Consider the following 17,198-nt stretch of genomic DNA (forward strand, 5'->3'; position numbering starts at 1 on the left):
TACCGATGAAACTGATCATTGCCATTATCCAACCTTCTCGGCTTGATGCCGTCAAAGAGGCGCTCACCCGAGTCGAGGTCCACCGGCTGACGGTAGTCGATTGCCAGGGTTTTGGGCGGCAACGCGGTCAAACTAGCAGCATTCGCGGTCGAGACTACGGCGTGAATCTCCTGCGAAAGGTCCAACTTCAAATCGGTGTGAACGAGGAATTCGTACAGCCGACGATTGATGCCATTCTGGAAGGCGGCCGCAGCAGCGATCAGGGTGAAGTCGGCGACGGCAAGATCTTCGTGCTGCCGATGGACGATTGCGTTCGAATCCGGACCGGTGAACGCGGCGGCGAAGCGATCTAGAGTCCGCGGGCTTGCTTTTGATGTAAAACCATCTCGTCGGATACTTCGGAACGAGTGAAGTTTAACGGTTATAGGGGCCGATAACGGAAGGGGATTGCTGTGTCGCGTCGACAAGCAAGCTCTTTGTCATCGCCTACCGAGCCGATCCATGGGCCTCTTTGGAACAATTCAACAATCCGCTGGTGCGCTTAATGTTGCCCAGGTCGGTTTGCAGGTCGTTGGCAACAATATCGCCAATGCCAATACCGAAGGCTACATTCGAGAGCGTCTAGAGCAGACACCGGCGACCGCGTTTCGCCTGGGTGGACTGATCCTGGGCCAGGGCGTGCGTCCGACCGGCGTTACCCAGGTGATCGACCAGGCGCTCGCCGAACGGATGTTCAACGCGAAAACAGAGGTCGAAGGTGCCCAGGCATTGCAGTCGGCTTACAACCAACTGGAAGAGCTAACGGCGGATCTGACCGGTGGCGGGCTGAATGAGCAGTTCTCGCTGTTCAACAACGCTCTGCATGATCTTTCGACGCAGCCCAATGACTCGGCGATGCGAGAGTTCGTCATCATTCAGGGTGAAAGCTTGGCCACAAGCCTTCAATCGGCACGAAACAAGGCCGGCGAAATGCAGGACAGTTGGAATGGGGAACTGTCCGATATGGCGACCCAAATCAATCGCCTGACTGAGCGGATTGCTGAACTCAATTTGGATATCGCGACAATCGAAGGCGGCCGGGCGCTCGGGAGTGATGCGACCGGACTTCGCGACCAACGCTATCTCGCGTTGGAGGAACTCGCTGGATACGTCAACATTAACTGGCAAGAACAGGAAACGGGAAACGTTTCGGTGTTCGTTGGCGGTGACTACCTAGTCAATAACAGCAACCACCGTGAAGTTTACGCGGCCTACGATGAGTCCGCTGGTGGAATCGAAGTTCGTATCCAAGAAACGAATGCGGCATTGCCGGTCAAAGGCGGCAAACTTGGGGCCGCCATGGAAGCACGCAGCGGCGTCTTCGGTGACTACATCGACGGCATTGACCAAATGGCGACACAATTGATCCGCCGGATCAACGAAGTGCACTCACAGGGCCAGGGGCGAGATGGATTCGAATCGCTGGAGAGCACCTATGCGAGCGAGCCAGGCGTTCCTATTTCTTCCGCTGGTTTACCGTTTGAACCAGGCAACGGTAGTTTCGACATTAATCTAGTCGACAACGACGGCGAACTGATCTCGTCGAACCGGATCACGGTTCGCAACCTGAACGAATTGGGTGACTCGACGGTCAACTCAATCGCCGCCGAGATTAATCAGATTGAGGGAATCACGGCATCAGTTAGCGGCGACGGACGGCTTCGTATCGAAAGCGACTCGCCAACGGCAAAGTTTACTTTCGGTGAAGACACGAGCGGCTTCCTGGCCTCCGCGGGCATCAATACCTTCTTCGTTGGAACTTCCGCGAAAGACATCGCGGTTAATCCAGTGATCAAGAATGACATCGACATGCTGGCCATTTCCAGCGGTGGTATCGGTCAGGATACGAACACGCTCTACAACATGCTCGACCTCATCGATGCTCCCGACGAGAAGCTCGACGGGCGATCGGTCACCGGATTGTACGAAAACATGCTCTCCAAACTGGGGCGTGAAGCCAGTTTGCAGTCCAGTGCCACGGAAGGACTGGGGAATTTCTATGAAACCCTGCGGAGCCAGCACTTGGCGATTACCGGGGTCAACATCGATGAGGAATCGATTAAGCTGATAGCCTATCAGCGAGCCTTCCAGGCTTCTTCTCGAGTGATTTCAACAGCAACGGAGATGCTGGATATCTTAATGGCACTGTGATTTGACCGGCTATCTGCAAGACCTCACCATTCGCCTTGCCCTCGGTGCAACGCAGCTTGATCCGGCCATGCGACTAAGGCACGCCCAGTGGGTTCGCGGTTGCCAACGCGACGACGGTGGTTTCGCTGGACGCGAAGGTGAAAGTGATCCGTATTACACCGCGTTTGCCCTGCGTTCACTGTGGATACTCGGTGAACTCGACGAATCCATCGCGAGTTCGGCGGGACGCTTCCTGCGACAACGGCTCACTCAGCGCGACTCCATCATCGACCTGATTTCGCTGATTTTCGGAGCCGCGATTCTGGAGATGGCGGTGGGTGAAGTTGTTATCGATGACGCCGACACCCGCTGGCGAAATAACGTCGCTGACCTGTTGTCAACGCTTCGTTGTGACGATGGGGGCTTTGCCAAGACGCCCGAAGGACGAGCGGGCAGCACCTACCAAACGTTTCTTTCAGTGCTGTGTTTTGAGTTGATCGAAGTCGAAGTTCCCCAGCCCGAACGGATTGTGGAATTTCTGGATTCTCAGCGACACCCCGACGGTGGCTACCTGGAAATTCGGATTGCCAAACGAGCCGGCGTGAACCCCACTGCGGCAGCGATCGGAACTCTGAAAACGCTCGGCCTTCTAGATCCGGCTGACCAGTTCGACACGATCGAGTTTCTGTCAGAAATGCAAACCGACGAGGGAGGGCTGACCGCGAACACGCGAATCCCGTTTGCTGACCTGTTGAGTAGCTTTACCGGATTGACGACACTGTTGGACCTTCAGGCAGCGGACCAAATATCGTTGCCGAAGCTAGCCGCTTATGCGAAGTCCATGGAAAGTCCGACCGGCGGTTTTGTCGGTTTCGCACTCGATCAAACCGCTGACGTTGAATACACGTTCTACGGTTTGGCTGCCTCGGCGATGATCCAAACCGTCGATACGTCATCCACCTCATCTTAGTGAAGAAAGTCGTCCTATGACGCATGCCTCCGAGCCCGACCATTCGCTCGACAAGCTTGACCGACGTATCCTCGAGTTGCTCAATCAACGATGTCAAACGGTAGCTGGAATCATTAAAGATGATCCGGGGGCCAGTCTACCGTCAGCGATCAATCAAGCGGAATTGCGAGTTCCCAGCGACGGTAGATCGGAGTCACGCGATCGCCGAACGTTATCCGCGGCGAGCCAAAAAGAGATTCTGCGGCATATTGTGTCGGCTTGTTACCAAGCCGCTCGACCTTCACGAGTCGCCTTCCTAGGTCCGGTCGACAGTTACAGTCACTTGGCGACGCTCGCCTACTTTGGTGACGCCATTGCCTTGTCGCCCGTGTCGTCGATCGGTGCCGTCTTTGAATCTGTTGCCGCTGCCCGGTTGGGTGATGAAGGAGGCTGCGATTTCGGTGTGGTGCCGATTGAAAACAGTACTGACGGCCGCGTTGTGGATACCCTCGGCAAGCTGGCCGGCGGTGACGTGAATCTGACCGGTGAAGTGCTGATGTCGATCCATCACAACTTGCTTTCATCGGGGGCACGCGAGTCGATTACGGAAGTGCATAGCAAGCCGCAAGCGTTATCGCAGTGCCGACGTTGGCTGGCCGATCATCTGCCTACCGCCAGTCTGGTGGAAACCGCGTCCACGGCCGCCGCAGCTGAGGCGGCATCCAAGACCGCTGGCATCGCGGCCATCGCCAGCCTGCCCGCCGCAACACGGTATGGATTGAACGTCGTTGAGGCGTCAATCGAAGACAATAAAGAAAACGTTACGCGATTTGCGATTTTGGGATCTAAGAATCCGCCACCGACTGGGAACGACAAAACAACGCTCTTGTTTCAAGTAGAGCATCGGCCGGGCGCACTCGCCGATGTGATGGGCACCTTTAAAGAGCATCGACTTAACCTCACTTGGATCGAATCGTTCCCCGAACCCGGTAAGCCCAACGAGTACTTCTTTGTGGTTGAGTTCCCCGGGCACCGCGATGATCCGGCGGTTGCGGGAGCAATCGAAACACTCGCCAAAGAGATTCGTCACGTCCGCGTGTTGGGTAGTTATGCGTGTGGCCGAAAGGTCTAATTGAATTCGTAATTGATTGATAAACAACAAGGTCTCACATGTCACGCACTTTAATTCGCAATGCTCAAGTCGTTTTTCCTGGTGATGGAATTGCATCCGCTTCTGGAACAATCGCGAAGCAGAATGTCTTGATCGCCGACGGCAAGATCATCGACTGCGATGCGTCCGAAACGGCAAGTGCCGACCGAGTGATCGAAGCGGAAGGTTTGCATTTGCTTCCTGGCGTGATTGATGACCAAGTTCATTTTCGTGACCCTGGGCTAACGCATAAAGAAGACTTGTCGACGGCGAGTCATGCTTGCGCCGCTGGCGGTGTCACCACATTTCTGGAAATGCCTAACACCAAACCGGCTGCGGTCACGGCGGAAGGTGTGCGGGAAAAAGACCGGTTGGGTGCCGCGAAGTCGCTCGTCAATTATGGCTTCTACATTGGTGCGACGCCTGACAATGTCGACGAACTGAATCAGGCTGATAATGTTCCGGGAATCAAAATCTTCATTGGTAGCAGTACTGGAAACTTGCTGGTGGACGAACAAGCTGCTTTGGAACGGATCTTCGCAGAAACCACTCTGCCGATCTGCGCACATTGCGAAGATGAAACGACCGTCCAAGCGAACACGCAACGACTATCACCGACTAGCGACATCCACGATCACTCCCGAATTCGGAACGAAGAAGCGGCGATGATCGCGACGAAGCGGGCAACGGAACTGGCAGTTCGGCATAAACATCGCTTTCATGTCTTGCATGTATCAACAGCCGCGGAACTGGTCTTTCTCCAAGATCCAGCTCCTTACCTGACGGCTGAAGTTTGCCCTCATCACTTGTTTTTCAATGTCGACGACTACGCACGTTTGGGCAGCCGGATTCAAATGAATCCATCGATCAAGACAAGCGATGACAACGCGGGATTATGGAAAGCTTTGTGTGACGACGTGATCCAGGTTATCGCTACCGACCACGCGCCACATACACTGGAAGAAAAATCGCAGCCATATCCAGCCAGTCCGTCTGGTTTGCCAGCGGTGGAGAATTCCTTGGCATTGATGTTGAATCAAGTGCATCAGGGTAAAGCAAAAATTCAGCAGGTCGCTCACTGGATGAGCGATGCACCGGCTCGAGTTTGGGGGATCACCGGCAAGGGTCGCATTGCCGATGGGTACGATGCCGACTTGATTCTCGTCAATTTGAACGAAACGCGAACGATCCAAGATGGTCGCCAGCACACCAAAACGAACTGGAGTCCGTGGCATGGCGAGAGTTTGACGGGATGGCCCGTCATGACATTGCTAGCCGGAAAGACGGTCTGGTCTGCTGAGGCTGGGTTTGATGAGTCGATTCGTGGGACGAAGCCGCGATTTGATCATTCTCGCGGCGGTTTTTGGGCCACCGAAACTGGCATCGGACCGCAACAATAGCGAGAGAAAGACAGGGCTTTTCTGGCCCTTTTTGGCCGGGAACTCATATCAGACGCGGGAATTGCAGGGGGCAATTGATCTTGCCACGAACTGGCCCGCGATTTTAAAGTGCTGCTGATTCGTCCAGTAAATTTGCTGCCCCGATGGGGTGGTGATTTTGGGCGATTGACCTTCATACCAACCCTATCCAGTCGCATCGGCTGGCCCCGCCGTGGTTGGTTGATTGTTGGCTCCACGCCGCCCGGCGAATGGGATCCAACGATCTAAGGATTGACAGACACTGGCAAGGAGTGCCCAGCATGAAATCCCCTTTGCGATTACTTCGTCGTGATCTCTTTCAGAATCACCTTGTAACTCTGGCGCTTGGCTTTGCCGCGTTTTGGGCTGTTGGCCCTGGCCTCGATTCGGTGCAAGCGGAGTCGCGTCTTCATCGAGGTGACGCCGACTTTCGTAGCCACGATGGTCGTGTAGTCATCACTAGCGATTTTCCGGGTGGTCGAATGAGTCAGTGCGAGCAGGTCGGCACCGACACGTTTGCGATTACAATCGCCCCCGAATCCGATCCGATCAACGACAGTGCGTGGTACGCATTCCGTGTTCAATCGACTCAGCCGAAACAGATTCGTTTGTTGCTGCACTATGTCAACGGTTCGCACCGTTACGAACCTAAGGTCAGCCGCGACGGCGAGAACTGGGAAGCGGCGACGGAGCTAATCTCCAGCACCAGCAACACACTCAAAGATGTCGAGCTACGCGTCGACGTCGACCGCAAACCACTTTGGATCGCAGGCCAAGAACTGTTGTCCACCGACGAAGTGTCACAATGGTCGTCTGATCTAACGCGTCTGCCATATGTCGACCGAAAAGAGATTGGACGCTCGGTTCAAGGTCGCTCGATGGAGCAATTAACAATTACCGAAAGCGCGGATCCCGACTACATTTTTCTAGTCGCTCGCCAGCATCCTCCCGAGGTAACGGGAGCCATCGGGATGCTGCACTTTGTCGATATGCTGGCCAGTCAGTCTGATCTTGCAAAACAATTTCGCAGTCGCTTTGCCGCTGTGGTTGTTCCGACAGTGAACCCCGATGGAGTGCACCATGGGCATTGGCGATGCAACGCTAACGGCGTGGACCTGAACCGCGACTGGTCTCATTTCACCCAACCTGAAACGCAAGCGGTGCGAGATCAATTGCTAGAATGCCGAAGAGCAGGCGAAGATCGCTTGTGCTTGTTCGTCGATTTTCACAGCACCTATGACGATGTGTTTTACATCCCTGCCCATAATCCTCGGATCTTTCCGGTTGGCTTCACGAAAACCTGGTTCGCATCCATTCAGGATCGATTTCCCGGTTACCGCGTCAACGTCGACGACAACCACAACGCCCATCGTAGCACGAGCAAAGCTTGGGTAGATCGGACCTTGGGCGTGACCGCGGTGACTTATGAATTCGGCGATGAAACCGATCGCGGAATGATTAAGCAAGTCGCCAGCGGTGCAGCGGAAGAGATGATGAAGTTGTTGTTGGAGTTGCCATCCAAACGCACTCCCCCAGCCACTCCACCGAATGTCCCAGAGATCCGTTTGGTATCGGGAACGGAAGAGATCATCCAGCGTTAGATGAAGTTCGTGAAGTCTTGATCTGGAAGCTTGTGGGGCCCTACGACTTGCCGTGTGGCTTAGCTGCATCGGGCGCGGTCCTGAACGGGTAACGGTGGTACACTGCGTGGGTCCATCCTTCCTTAACTCGATCCTGCTCCTTCCATGTCCGGCTTCGCGAATCTTGTTCTCTATGAAGACAACCATCTGTTGGTGGTCAACAAACCAGCGGGTGTGTCTACGATGGGAGACGAAAATCGTCAAACCCTGCATTCGCTCGCGGGCGCGTATCTGAAGCAAAAGTATCAGAAGCCGCATGGCGTCTATGTCGGGATTGTCAGTCGACTTGATGCCATGACATCGGGTGTGATCGTGTTGGCGCGGACAAGTAAAGCGGCCGCCCGCTTGAATTTGCAATTCTCGCAAAAGTCGACCAGCAAGGATCTTCAGAAGACTTACTTGGCGGTTGTGCAGGCAAACAATCCTGCAACAGCGACTTTGCCTGAATCCGGGATCCTGTCTGATTTGATGTATAAGGATGACGCCGCTCACCGCATGCGGACGACTGCGAATCAGCGAGATGGAGCCAAACTTGCTGAGCTTGAGTACCAAGCTGTGCACCGGGGCGAATCTTTTCAGGTGATGTCGGTGATTCCAAGGACAGGACGCAAACACCAAATTCGGGTGCAGTTCGCATCGCGGGGTTGGCCCATTTTAGGCGATCGGAAATACGGCAGTTCCTTGCCGTGGTCAAACGGGATAGCACTGCACAGCCAGCGATTGACGATCGAGCACCCAACTCGTCGCGAGCCGATGACGTTTGAGTGCCCGCCTCCGGAATCATGGGACCGCCACTGGCTTCCTTCCAGCGGTTAGGGACACCACGGATTCTAGGAGAACAATGTATTAGCGAAACGATGCAAGACGACAGCATGCAGAAGCTCGTCGCTTGTTTCGATAGCGTCTCCGTTGCGACCAACCTAGGTTGGCAAGCATGTGTTTGTCGTCAACGAAAAACGGGACGCAGCCTAGTAGGCCGCATCCCGCTTTCATGATTGGAAGTTTGGATGCATGGCAACGCCATGCACCGACTTTCAGGGATTAGTAGCGATCGCCGCCGCGGCCGCCACCGCCACCGCCGCCGTATCCACCACCGCCGCCGCTGCCACCGCCGTAGCCACCGCCGCCGCCACCACCGTAGCCGCCGCGACCACCGCCGCCGCCACCGCCGTAGCCACCACGACCTCCTCCTCCGCCACCACCACCGCCGGTACGGGGAGCGCGAGGACGAGCTTCGTTGACAGTCACGTTACGACCGGCGATGGATTGACCATCGAGATTTTCGATCGCTTCTTTAGCTCCTTCAGCATCCGCCATTTCGACGAAAGCAAAGCCACGACTACGACCGGTCTCACGATCCATGATGATGTTGACAGCCGACACTTCGCCGTACTGTTCGAACGCACCGCGAAGATCGTCATCGGTCGCTGAGAACGACAGGTTCCCTACATAAATATTCGTCACAAAACTAACCTTACAAACCGTCACCATCGAGACAAAATGTCTCTCGCATTCAGGGCAATAGCCCTGGAAAACGCTTCCAAAAAGGCTAGTTCGCCGAGAGTGTGGTGCTCAACTAGTAAGAAAGCGTGAACCATCGCTATCGGAGAGTCAATCCCGAAATAAGCGTGAAAGTCGCACTTTCACACAATAGGCACCTTGTAGGTGCCTGCGATGCCCATGAGAATCGAAAAATCGACTTTTTGCCGTCATTTCGCCTAAGGATTTCGCAATGGATGAACTCATCAAACAACTCACCAGCCAGCTCGGAATTGACTCTTCAATCGCCAATGCAGGCGTCAATAAAACGATGGCAATGCTAAAGGAACATGCCGGCGACGATCTGTTCGGCAAGATCTCCGGGGCGATTCCAGGAGCCGCCGAAGCAGCTCAAGCGGACGCCAGTGCGGCCGCTCCCGCCGGTGGCGGTGGAATGCTTGGAAAGCTTGCCGGAATGGCTTCATCCGCATTGGGCGGTAACGCCGGCGGTGGACTGGAAATGGCGTCCGCGTTGGCCAGCACTGGAATTGATGCCGAAAAGCTTGGTCCGTTCATTACGATGATCATCGGTTTCTTGAAAGAGAAACTGGGTGACGATGTCGTTGATCAACTGTTGAGCAAGCTGCCAATGCTGAAAACCCTGTTGGGTTAACGTTTGCCCAACATGCTTTTGGCTTCTTCTACGATGGGTGCAGCCCAAGCATCGTTGGCGTAGAGTTCAATGAGACCGCTGAGCAGTTTCTCCTGTGCACCAGGTGGTAATGTTCGAGCGGTCTCAATTCTTTCCTGCAGACTGACCAGTCGTTGATCCATCTTGGCTTGGGACGCATCGGTGGCAGCGAGCCGCTGGATCTCTTTCTGAGCCAATTCAGCCAGTTGTTGGATTTCGCGATTGTGCAATCGACGCCGAGTCTCTTCGAGAGCTGACTCAGTGGTCACATTATCGTCACCGATCCCGAGTTGTCTGGATTCGATCTCGCCCGTTTCAGGATTCATCTCTTGGGGAGCAAACACGTCCAACCAAGCAAGCAATCGTTGCTGCGCAACCGGTGTGGATGTTTCTCGCAACGCCATCGCTTTGACAAATGCTTGAGAGGCTGGTTCGAGACGTTCGATGCCACCAGCGCGACGGGCTCGGGCCAATAGTCGTCTAATCGTTTGTTCAAGATCGACACGGTCCTGCCATTGTCGAACCTGCTCGACGCGCGGGTCATCGGGATAGTGAATAAGGAACTGCTCAATCGGGTTCTCGTTTAAAGTGAGCTCGTCTTCTTCTTCAGCAAGTTTCAAATCCGCGTACATGGCATCGGCCGATGGGATTTGAATCGCACGTACGAACAGATACACACCGCCGGCAAGGATGGCCAACATTGCGGTAATCGAAGCTGCCTGTACCCAGAAATGGACCTTGGGGCTCGTCGTCGGCGATCTTCCAACCAGGATTGAATCACGGTCGTCACCTTCAATGCTTTGAAAGTGAGTGGGACGTGGGGCGGCTTCACTGGTGACGAAGTCATCCGATTCCGCGACCGATCCGGGCTGAGATTCCTGGGTCGCACCCAACGCTTCGCCGCCGCCCGAACTCGTATCGCTATCGACCAAACTTCCGATCGTTAGCGAATCGTTTGGTTCAGATTTTTCGGTGTGGTTTTGCGGACCCGTGTTGCGATTAGGCTGGGCAACGGAATCTGCGGGTGTGGTGAGGTGGGAATGTCGAGTTTCTGAAGCCGCGATTGCGGCCGACGAGGTACCCGGATGCGTTGGTTGACTGTCGACGCCGGTGGTGCGGCCACGCTGCAGCCCGACGCGAGTAGCCTTAAGTCGTTTCAAGATCGAAAGGGCGGTAGGCGGTCGGTCCTTGGGAGCCTTGGCCAATAGATGATGTACGATCTCGGCGACCTCGACAGGAATCTCGGGATTGACGAGATCCAAGGGAACGGCTTGGTCTTTTTGCAATGACTCCATCACCTGAGTCAACTTCTTGCCGGCGAATGGCGACCGCCCGGCCATCATCGCGTACATCACGCTTCCGAGCGCGTATAAATCAGTGCGAGGGGTAATGGGGCCGTCGCCCGCTTGCTCCGGTGCCATGTAGTCCGCGGTACCGAGTACCGAGCCCGCCACGGTTTGTTCGCCGTATCCAAAGAGTTTGGCGATACCAAAATCGACGAGTTTGACTTCGTTGGCGGCGGTTAACAAAAGGTTGGCCGGTTTTAGATCCCGGTGGATCACGCCGATATCATGGGCGTGCTTCAACGCGGCGCAAATTTGGATGGCGATGTCGACGCTAGGTAGCCAACCCATGCGTTTTACGTCACGGATGCGTTGTTGAAGCGTTTCGCCCTCAACCAATTCCATCGCATAGAACAGTCGTCCCGATTCTTCGCCGTAGCCGATTAGCCGCACGATGCCGGGATGTCGTAATCGTCGCAGGGTTTCGACTTCCCCGTCGAACCGACGCCGGAACCGCGGATCGTCGGCGACGTGTTGGGCGATCAACTTAACGGCGACTTGTTCGCCTGATTTGGCATGAGTGGCTTCGTACACGGATCCCATTCCGCCACGGCCGATGACTTTGCCAATTCGGTAGGGACCCAGGTATTCGAATTCACTCATGGTGATTTATTTCGCACTCCAGTCTTCACGGGGTTGGTCTGAAACGGAGAGCTCGATCGATTGATCTTCCATCAATTTTTTAATCGTGTCTCGAGTTTGTTGCATGGTGCTTGCCTCATTATGAGGGCAAAGCGTGACTCGGAATGACTCGGTTTTTCCCCCATCAAGCCACGCCACCCGGTCGTGTTGTTTTTCGAAGCTATGTGGGTTGGGGAAGTTGGTCGCTGGTTCCATTCCGGCAACGTACCCGTCACTTAGTGCTCCCGAGTTTTTCCAGAACACGAACCACGGAAGCGTCGACGCTTTGAAACGCACTTCAAGGCCACTGTCTCCATCGCCGCTTTCCAGCAACGCATGTGACATTCCGGACTCATCGGCGACGGCGCGTCCGAAATAGACTCGTTCTTGGTATCCCGATGTCGGTGGATCAACAACATCCCACCGATCGATTTCGGAAGCCGCATGCTCATTGCGCGGGGCCAGTTCATCAATGGCAACGGTCAACTTGGCTTTGTCACCTAAGACAGGAGCACCCACGTTGACGTGATAGAGCAATTGAAATGGCGTCCGAGTCGATAGCTCGTTGGTGACGTCGTCAAGCAATTCCACTTCATTGCGGTCGGCATGAATACGGATTCGACTTTTTAATCGTAAACGTTTGAAGAACAGTCGGGATTCGATCGTCTCCCCAACCAAATCCACCCGTCCAGAAGCCTCGTCGAATTCAACCGACAAAGCGTCGGCGGGCGTGTTCGCGATATGGCCGTGCAACGGGTGAACTAGGCGGCCGTTTTTATCGTGCTCGGGGGCACCGTTGCTTTCTAAGCCACATCGAACGACTAATTCGTCAAAGCCAGATAGCCATCCGAGCCCGCTAGGTTCGCTGGTGTCCACATAATTGGGGTGGACCGGCCCTACGACAGGTGATTGCCATTGATAGCGGATGCCATTGGCCTGCATTCGCCAGATCGACATGCCTCGGGTGGGGAGGACGTCGACATGCATCTGGCTGTTGCCCAGGCGGACAATTTCGACGCCTTCGCTGACGCCGCCGCGAAAGACACCGTGCCGAACGGTTAACTCCCCATTGCGTGTTGCAATTGTCAAATGCAACGCGCTGGAATCATTCCATTGGATGCGTTCTTCACGGTCTTCAGTCGTACGGATAACGATCGCTTCAGTTGGCATTTTTAAATATCAACGCGTAAATAGTAGATCAACTGGATGGTTAGCTATTGTATTCTTGTAACCTGAAAGCGAGCGGCAAAGAACATACCGCCAATATACGGCATTGTGGCAATGCTTCCCGCACCGGTGGGCATCCACCGCTTGTAGCAGAGCAGCCCAGTTCGGCGTATCGTTCACTTCCGTCTTAGCTTTCCATCTCACCTGTGAAATAGGCATTCTAATCATGAGCGACGTAAAATTAGACGACTCATGAGCAGTGTGAAACTAGTCGACGGACTCGTCAAAGGCGATAGTGTTCCCAAGTTACTCGATTCCGCAATGGATGCTGTCGACAGATTGTTGCGGCTTACACCGACCTGGATACCTCGCGAGTTTTTCATCCAGGAAGCCGGATTAAGTTGCATCCAGGCGATTATTATCGGTTTGGAGCCGATCGTGGTGGAATTGATGAACGTTGGTTCGGTAGTGCGACTGAGGCTGCGAACGAGGGACGTGTTTGGCACGAGAGTCCGAGCTTTTATTTGAAGGACAAAAATTTCTGCTGAAAGACGCTGTTGCCGAACGCAGAGCCGACTTGGTTGGTGAATCCATCTTCAGCACGTACAACCGCTGACGGGTTTACCAGCTGGATTGAGATAAAAATGTCGATACCCGTTTCAAAAACAGCAACTACCCAAAGCCCGTTTGTGACGAAGCCCGTTCGTGACGAAGCTCGCTCAGGTGACAACTATGAAGATATCCCCTTTGCGACTTGGTCTCGGGTGCCCGTCACCTTTTCGGGCGCACAAATACGAATCGATTTCACTGAAGACTCCCTTAGCCCCCGGTAAGTCACATGCACGCTAGAACACAGCTTCGATGTTTCTTGCCATTAATGGTTATTGGAGGTCTGTTGTTAGCGAGGGCGGCCGATGCCGATGACCGTCCTAATATCGTCTTCTTTTTCGCCGACGATCAAACCACCAGCTCTCTGGGATGCTACGGGAACCCAATTGTTCAAACGCCTAACATCGACCAGATGGCTCGGCAGGGGACGCAGTTTGAAAACGCATTCGTCAGCCAAGCGATCTGCTGGGTCAGTCGCACGACTGTATTAACGGGTTTAACAGGACGGACCTATGGAACGCCCGGCAATCGTGAACTGGCCCGTCCGGAAGCTGTTTCAACTCTTTATTCCGATCTCCTTCGCGAACAGGGATACCGCACAGGGTATTTCGGCAAGTGGCATGCGAAGATGCCCAAGGGATATCACGCTCAAGATCACTTCGACGCGTTCGAAGCGATTGGGCGAAATCCCTATTACAAACGGCAGCCAGATGGCACGCTGCGACACGAAACGGAATTGATTGTCGATCGAGGCATCGATTTCATTGAATCCCAGGACCCGGCAAAACCTTTTGCACTGAATCTTTGGTTCAACGCCTGCCATGCTGAAGACGGTGATCGTCGGCCAGGGATCGGTCAATTTCCTTGGCCACGCTCCGCCGACGGAGGTGTCGACGATGAGGTGTATGAAGACACGGTTGTCGATCCACCGCGTCTGAACGACCCCGCCATCTTTGACGCGTTGCCCAATTTTTTGCAAACAACGATTAACCGAGAGCGATATTTTTGGCGTTGGAACACGCCCGACAAGTATGAAGCCAATATGCGTGCCTATTATCGCATGGTGACCGGAATTGATTCGGCAATTGGCCGATTTGTTAAAGCGTTGCAAGCAAAAGGATTGGCCGAAAACACGATTCTGGTTTACTCCGCCGACAACGGTTACTACATGGGAAACCGCGGCCTAGCTGGCAAGTGGTCCCACTTTGACGAGTCGTTGCGAGTGCCGTTGATCATTGTGGATCCACGAGTGCCAGCCGAACATCGCGGTCAAACGACAGATGCGTTGGCGTTGAATCTCGACTTGCCCTCAACCTTTTTGGATTGGACTGGCACAGAGGTTCCGCAAGCGTATCAGGGACGCAGCCTCCGCCCGATTGTTGAAGATCAGGTGCCTAGCGATTGGCGGACCGAGACATTCCACGAACACTTCGCCGTGCGGAACCGCATCCCGGCTTTTGAGGGTGTTCGGAGTAAGCGTTTTAAGTACGCTCGATATGTCGACCACAACGGTTACGAGTTCCTGCACGATCTGGAACAGGACCCCGACGAGTTGGTTAATCTCGCTACTGAGCCCGAGTACGCCGATGCATTAGCGACCATGCGTACAAAGACAGACCAGATAGTGAAGACCCTAGGCGGTCCGCTTCAATCGTTGGATCGGAATTTCAACCTGTCGACCACGCCCCATCCTGAGGCGTCGGCTGCCGTTGGTACGGCAATTCGCAAAGATGGCTTTTCAAATCTGATCGGCAATAAGCAACTTCGCGGCTGGACCGGAGATCGGAAATATTGGTCGGCAAAGGACGGCGTCATCACCGGTTTGACCGACGGTTCGTTGAAACGCAATCGATTCCTGACCTGGACCGGTTCAACGATACGCAACTTCGAACTTCGCGTCAAAGTAAAGGTTTCCGACGGTGGTAATAGCGGGATTCAGTACCGAGGGAAATCACGGCCGGATCTGGGGCTTGATGTCGTGACGGGATATCAGTGCGATGTCGTCGCCAACAACCCAAATTACAACGGGATGCTATATGAAGAAGGTGGTCGCCGGATTTTATCGCACACGGGTGAAAAGGTGATTGTGGATCCGGCCGGCAAGTCATGGATCGTCGATCAGATGCCGGTGAAGTCTTTTGAGGCGGATACCTGGCATGATTATCGAGTCTTGGTTCGCGGTAACCATCATCAGCACTGGATCGATGGCTATCCGACTGCCGATCTGATCGACTTGGATGAAACGGGAAGATCCTTGGAAGGTGTGCTGGCGGTTCAAGTTCACGTGGGGCCAGCGATGACGATTCAGTACAAGGACTTTTGGATCAAGCACCTTCCTGATGATCTTCCGCTACTGACAAGCCAAGATCACCCGATCCCGAATGGTGCCCAAGGGGTGCGTCCCCAGGGCCGGCTTCCGAACGACTGGAAACCGCCCGTTTACGAGAAGCCGGTAGCGGAATGATGCATCGAGCAAAGCCCCACTGAAGTGATTTAGATCGCACTCCGGTAGTGGCTTGTTTGCTTGGCGAGCAAATCGATTCGTTCGTCCGTGAGGATTCGAGATCGATGATGAAGCAGCTGCGTTCGATATTGCGTAGGTCTTGCTGCTTAAAACGCTCTGGATGAAACAGCAAGGCCATCGAAGCGTCGGCACCAGATCATTGTCTGAACAGCTTTCATAACACCCTCAGCATCATGCATTGGAGAAAAAGCTTTAGCACCAAGAATGCTAGAGCATCATCGATGATTAGTTCATGCTAACGTCGGAGCATTCTTGGTTTGCGTATGCATGCATGATGTCATCGCTTTTTAACAGCACGTCGACAACATCGGCTGCCCATTGTTGTCCGCGTCCCTTCCGGAAGATCAGTTGGACCTTTTCCAGCGGCATTCCTTTGCGGTAAGGCCGGTCGCTGATCATCGCGTCGAACGCATCCGCGACGGCCAGGATTTGGGCATCGCGAGGAATGTCGTTGCCAGACAATCCGTCGGGATATCCGCCACCGTCCCATGATTCGTGGTGATGGCGAACCGCGGGCAGGATGTGGCGAAACGGACGAATGTCTTTAAGAATTTCGTACCCGAGAACAGGGTGTTGCTTGATTTGGTCAAACTCTTCGTTGGTCAGTTGTCCTGGCTTTTTCAAAACCGAATCATCGATTCCAATTTTACCGATGTCATGCAGGATTCCCGCCAGTTGAAGCGAGTCAGCGGTGCGGTTATCCAATCCCATGCGCCGTGCTAATTGAACGGCGAGTTCGGCTACACGTGAACTGTGACCGTGCGTGTAAGCGTCTTTGGCGTCCAGAGCCGATGCAAGTGATCGAACCGTGCCCTCGAGCATGGACTGCATTTCGTGATATTGACGTTGGTTCATCAGATGCAGCGACAATACCATCAAAACCGACCGCATGAGTTCCACTTCGACGGAACCGAACTCGTCGTCTTCGCGGCTGCGGATTGCAATCAGGCGACCCAGATAGACCTTTCCACGGGCGATCGGAAGAATGGCGACACGCCGTTCAGCGAGACATTCAGCATCGCCTCGATTGACGATCGTGGCATCTTTAGCCGCATCGTCGGTCGTGGCCGCGTATTCATGTTTTGGGTTGTGATTGAGCGTTGCTGCAATCACTTGTTCAAGTTCGCCCAATGGAATGGGATGACCGATACCTTGAATGCCGCCGCCAGATTGATCTTCATCCGGTTGGAGCTGGATGACGATGGTCTGGCATCGAACGCAAACATCGAGTTGTTCGAGAAGCTCTTGGCAGGTCTCCGTTGGATCGTCTTCCAATTCTAAACGCGATGTCAGATCGTGGATCAGGCGAATCTCTTCGAACTTTTCCCCAAGGCTGTTCGATAGCGACTCGATGTCCGAGAGCAGCGATTCTTCGGGGCTGTTTGACATGACGAAAAGTAGCTGGTGGAGACGGTAGCGGAGTAAATCAATGAAACTC

General features: G+C 54.3%; 14 protein-coding genes. 10 read left to right on the forward strand and 4 right to left on the reverse strand.

Annotation, left to right across the window (positions count from 1 at the left end):
- Positions 1-5: 5 nt before the first annotated feature.
- From ACR3ZL_RS01375 to ACR3ZL_RS01405, 7 genes are all read left to right on the forward strand, one after another.
- On the forward strand, positions 6-353 hold the full coding sequence (locus ACR3ZL_RS01375; protein ID WP_283431380.1) for a P-II family nitrogen regulator: 348 nt from the start codon (positions 6-8) through the stop codon (positions 351-353).
- 148 nt (positions 354-501) lie between these two features.
- A complete protein-coding gene (gene flgK / locus ACR3ZL_RS01380) occupies positions 502-2,190 on the forward strand; it encodes a flagellar hook-associated protein FlgK (protein ID WP_473649673.1) in 1,689 nt (562 codons plus the stop codon).
- 1 nt (position 2,191) lies between these two features.
- Positions 2,192-3,139, forward strand: coding sequence for a prenyltransferase/squalene oxidase repeat-containing protein (locus ACR3ZL_RS01385; RefSeq protein ID WP_473649672.1), 948 nt, complete (start codon positions 2,192-2,194; stop codon positions 3,137-3,139).
- A gap of 16 nt (positions 3,140-3,155) precedes the next feature.
- Positions 3,156-4,250, forward strand: a complete 1,095-nt coding sequence (gene pheA, locus ACR3ZL_RS01390; protein ID WP_473649671.1) for a prephenate dehydratase — start codon at positions 3,156-3,158, stop codon at positions 4,248-4,250.
- A gap of 38 nt (positions 4,251-4,288) precedes the next feature.
- Positions 4,289-5,668 carry a dihydroorotase gene (locus ACR3ZL_RS01395; RefSeq protein WP_473649670.1) on the forward strand — a complete coding sequence of 460 codons (1,380 nt, stop codon included), beginning with the start codon at positions 4,289-4,291 and terminating at the stop codon, positions 5,666-5,668.
- Positions 5,669-5,967: 299 nt separating this feature from the next.
- Positions 5,968-7,287 (forward strand): M14 family metallopeptidase, encoded by a 1,320-nt coding sequence (locus tag ACR3ZL_RS01400; RefSeq protein ID WP_473649669.1) that lies wholly within the window; start codon positions 5,968-5,970, stop codon positions 7,285-7,287.
- Between the two features lie 144 nt (positions 7,288-7,431).
- Positions 7,432-8,142: an RluA family pseudouridine synthase gene (locus ACR3ZL_RS01405; protein ID WP_473649668.1), complete on the forward strand. Its 711-nt coding sequence runs from the start codon at positions 7,432-7,434 to the stop codon at positions 8,140-8,142.
- 225 nt (positions 8,143-8,367) lie between these two features.
- Here the strand turns inward: ACR3ZL_RS01405 and ACR3ZL_RS01410 are convergent, their stop codons facing one another.
- Positions 8,368-8,790 (reverse strand): RNA recognition motif domain-containing protein, encoded by a 423-nt coding sequence (locus tag ACR3ZL_RS01410; RefSeq protein ID WP_473649667.1) that lies wholly within the window; start codon positions 8,788-8,790, stop codon positions 8,368-8,370.
- A 268-nt stretch (positions 8,791-9,058) separates the two neighbouring features.
- Between ACR3ZL_RS01410 and ACR3ZL_RS01415 the strand changes: the two genes are divergently transcribed.
- Entirely contained in the window at positions 9,059-9,478 is a 420-nt protein-coding gene (locus tag ACR3ZL_RS01415; protein WP_473649666.1) for a DUF2780 domain-containing protein, read from the forward strand.
- On the opposite strand, the gene ACR3ZL_RS01420 is transcribed toward ACR3ZL_RS01415, so the two are convergent.
- Both ACR3ZL_RS01420 and ACR3ZL_RS01425 read right to left on the reverse strand, forming a co-directional pair.
- Entirely contained in the window at positions 9,475-11,442 is a 1,968-nt protein-coding gene (locus ACR3ZL_RS01420) for a serine/threonine-protein kinase (RefSeq protein ID WP_473649665.1), read from the reverse strand. The genes ACR3ZL_RS01415 and ACR3ZL_RS01420 overlap by 4 nt on opposite strands.
- A 6-nt stretch (positions 11,443-11,448) precedes the next feature.
- Positions 11,449-12,630, reverse strand: coding sequence for an aldose 1-epimerase family protein (locus tag ACR3ZL_RS01425; protein WP_473649664.1), 1,182 nt, complete (start codon positions 12,628-12,630; stop codon positions 11,449-11,451).
- 249 nt (positions 12,631-12,879) lie between these two features.
- On the opposite strand from ACR3ZL_RS01425, the gene ACR3ZL_RS01430 reads away from it, so the two are divergent.
- Both ACR3ZL_RS01430 and ACR3ZL_RS01435 read left to right on the forward strand, forming a co-directional pair.
- The gene (locus ACR3ZL_RS01430; protein WP_473649663.1) at positions 12,880-13,155 is read left to right on the forward strand and encodes a hypothetical protein; all 276 of its coding nucleotides are present in this window, start codon (positions 12,880-12,882) and stop codon (positions 13,153-13,155) included.
- A gap of 310 nt (positions 13,156-13,465) precedes the next feature.
- Positions 13,466-15,700: a sulfatase-like hydrolase/transferase gene (locus ACR3ZL_RS01435; protein WP_473649662.1), complete on the forward strand. Its 2,235-nt coding sequence runs from the start codon at positions 13,466-13,468 to the stop codon at positions 15,698-15,700.
- Between the two features lie 285 nt (positions 15,701-15,985).
- Here ACR3ZL_RS01435 and ACR3ZL_RS01440 read toward each other — a convergent pair whose 3' ends face one another.
- Positions 15,986-17,149, reverse strand: a complete 1,164-nt coding sequence (locus tag ACR3ZL_RS01440; RefSeq protein ID WP_473649661.1) for an HD-GYP domain-containing protein — start codon at positions 17,147-17,149, stop codon at positions 15,986-15,988.
- Positions 17,150-17,198 lie beyond the last annotated feature (49 nt).

Source organism: Rhodopirellula sp. J20-39 (assembly GCF_057365095.1).

Coding starts and splice junctions, on each gene's coding strand:
- ACR3ZL_RS01425 (WP_473649664.1), bottom strand. CDS start 12,630: ATGCCAACTGAAGCGATCGTTATCCGTACGACTGAAGACCGTGAAGAA.
- ACR3ZL_RS01400 (WP_473649669.1), top strand. CDS start 5,968: ATGAAATCCCCTTTGCGATTACTTCGTCGTGATCTCTTTCAGAATCAC.
- ACR3ZL_RS01430 (WP_473649663.1), top strand. CDS start 12,880: ATGAGCAGTGTGAAACTAGTCGACGGACTCGTCAAAGGCGATAGTGTT.
- ACR3ZL_RS01420 (WP_473649665.1), bottom strand. CDS start 11,442: ATGAGTGAATTCGAATACCTGGGTCCCTACCGAATTGGCAAAGTCATC.
- ACR3ZL_RS01405 (WP_473649668.1), top strand. CDS start 7,432: ATGTCCGGCTTCGCGAATCTTGTTCTCTATGAAGACAACCATCTGTTG.
- ACR3ZL_RS01415 (WP_473649666.1), top strand. CDS start 9,059: ATGGATGAACTCATCAAACAACTCACCAGCCAGCTCGGAATTGACTCT.
- flgK (WP_473649673.1), top strand. CDS start 502: ATGGGCCTCTTTGGAACAATTCAACAATCCGCTGGTGCGCTTAATGTT.
- ACR3ZL_RS01440 (WP_473649661.1), bottom strand. CDS start 17,149: ATGTCAAACAGCCCCGAAGAATCGCTGCTCTCGGACATCGAGTCGCTA.
- ACR3ZL_RS01375 (WP_283431380.1), top strand. CDS start 6: ATGAAACTGATCATTGCCATTATCCAACCTTCTCGGCTTGATGCCGTC.
- ACR3ZL_RS01435 (WP_473649662.1), top strand. CDS start 13,466: ATGCACGCTAGAACACAGCTTCGATGTTTCTTGCCATTAATGGTTATT.
- pheA (WP_473649671.1), top strand. CDS start 3,156: ATGACGCATGCCTCCGAGCCCGACCATTCGCTCGACAAGCTTGACCGA.
- ACR3ZL_RS01395 (WP_473649670.1), top strand. CDS start 4,289: ATGTCACGCACTTTAATTCGCAATGCTCAAGTCGTTTTTCCTGGTGAT.